At 51.4% G+C, this 1,872-nt stretch carries 1 protein-coding gene and 1 pseudogene; both read left to right on the plus strand.

From position 1 onward, the window contains the following. Positions 1-405, plus strand: a pseudogene (locus KQJ19_RS23440) (TIM-barrel domain-containing protein); the annotation flags it as partial. A gap of 45 nt (positions 406-450) precedes the next feature. Further along, positions 451-1,833, plus strand: coding sequence for an MFS transporter (locus tag KQJ19_RS23445; protein ID WP_016155166.1), 1,383 nt, complete (start codon positions 451-453; stop codon positions 1,831-1,833). Positions 1,834-1,872: the final 39 nt, after the last annotated feature.

The following is a 1,872-nucleotide window of genomic DNA, read 5'->3' on the forward strand; positions in this document are numbered from 1 at the left end:
AACTGGCAGTTTGATGGTGATGCTGAAACCATCGCCCACTTTGCTCGTATGACCACCGTCTTTACCACCCTTAAACCGTATCTGAAACAGGCAGTCGCACAAAACAGCGCTACCGGTCTGCCGGTGATGCGTCCGCTATTCCTACATTACGAAGACGATGCACGGACCTACACCCTGAAATATCAGTACCTACTGGGACAGGATGTGTTGGTTGCGCCGGTTCACGAACAAGGCCAGCAAAACTGGACTCTGTATCTGCCGGAGGATAGCTGGGTCAACATCTGGACTGGGGAAACTTACCAGGGCGGTGAAATTACCGTGGATGCGCCTATTGGCAAGCCTCCGGTGTTTTATCGCGCGAAGAGTGAATGGGCGTCACTGTTTGCCACTTTACGCAACATCTAATGCGGCTCGCCCGTGGGGAAACTCGCGGGCACATGGAGAATAATAATGAGTCAGACTTCCTCTAATCCGGCAACCCTACGCTTGCCGTTCAAAGAAAAACTCGCCTATGGGATGGGTGATTTAGGCTCCAATATCCTGCTGGATATTGGTACGCTCTATTTACTCAAGTTTTATACCGATGTCCTTGGTTTACCTGGAACTTATGGCGGTATCATTTTCCTCATCGCCAAGTTTTTTACCGCGTTTACCGATATGGGCACCGGGATTATGCTTGATTCCCGCCGCAAAATCGGCCCGAAGGGAAAATTCCGGCCGTTCGTTCTTTATGCCGCATTTCCGGTTACCTTGCTGGCGATTGCAAACTTTGTCGGTACACCGTTTGAAGTAACCGGTAAAACGGTCATGGCAACGGTGCTGTTTATGCTGTACGGATTGTTTTTCAGCATGATGAACTGCTCTTATGGTGCGATGGTTCCCGCGATTACGAAAAATCCTGACGAACGCGCGTCGCTTGCCGCCTGGCGGCAAGGTGGCGCAACCCTGGGTCTGTTGCTGTGTACCGTCGGTTTTGTTCCCGTAATGAACCTGATCGAAGGCAACTCGCAGCTGGGTTATATCTTCGCCGCCACGTTGTTTTCTCTGTTTGGCCTGCTGTTTATGTGGCTCTGCTATGCCGGGGTAAAAGAACGTTACGTGGAAGTGAAACCCGTTGATGCCGCGCAAAAACCGGGATTGCTGCAATCCTTTCGCGCCATCGCCGGTAACCGCCCGCTGTTTATTCTGTGCATTGCCAACCTTTGCACGCTTGGCGCGTTTAACGTCAAGCTGGCGATTCAGGTCTACTACACCCAGTACGTTCTTAATGACCCGATCCTCCTTTCCTGGATGGGCTTTTTTAGCATGGGTTGTATCTTCATCGGCGTCTTCTTGATGCCTGGCATGGTCAGACGTTTCGGCAAGAAAAAAGTCTACATCGGCGGTTTGCTGATTTGGGTGGCGGGCGATCTGCTTAACTACTTCTTTGGCGGCGGCTCCGTCAGTTTTGTCGCGTTCTCTTGTCTGGCGTTCTTCGGCTCGGCATTCGTCAACAGCCTGAACTGGGCGCTGGTCTCCGATACCGTGGAATATGGCGAATGGCGTACCGGCGTACGCTCTGAAGGTACGGTATACACCGGTTTCACCTTCTTCCGTAAAGTGTCACAAGCGCTGGCAGGATTCTTCCCGGGCTGGATGCTGACGCAAATCGGCTACGTCCCCAATGTGGTGCAATCTGCAAGTACGGTCGAAGGATTGCGTCAGTTGATCTTTATTTATCCTTGCGCCTTGGCGGTGATCACCATTGTAGCTATGGGCTGTTTCTACAACCTTAACGAGAAGATGTATGTCCGCATCGTTGAAGAGATAGAAGCGCGTAAACAACCCGTTTGATAATAATAATGAATAGCGCTCTACGGGGCGCTATTGAGG

The sequence above is a fragment of the Citrobacter sp. S46_ASV_140 genome, assembly GCF_018919545.1.
In the GTDB taxonomy this organism is placed as follows: Bacteria; Pseudomonadota; Gammaproteobacteria; order Enterobacterales; family Enterobacteriaceae; genus Citrobacter; species Citrobacter braakii.

Bases quoted from the DNA above. Each gene is read 5' to 3' on its own strand.
- KQJ19_RS23445 (WP_016155166.1), top strand. From the start codon at position 451: ATGAGTCAGACTTCCTCTAATCCGGCAACCCTACGCTTGCCGTTCAAA.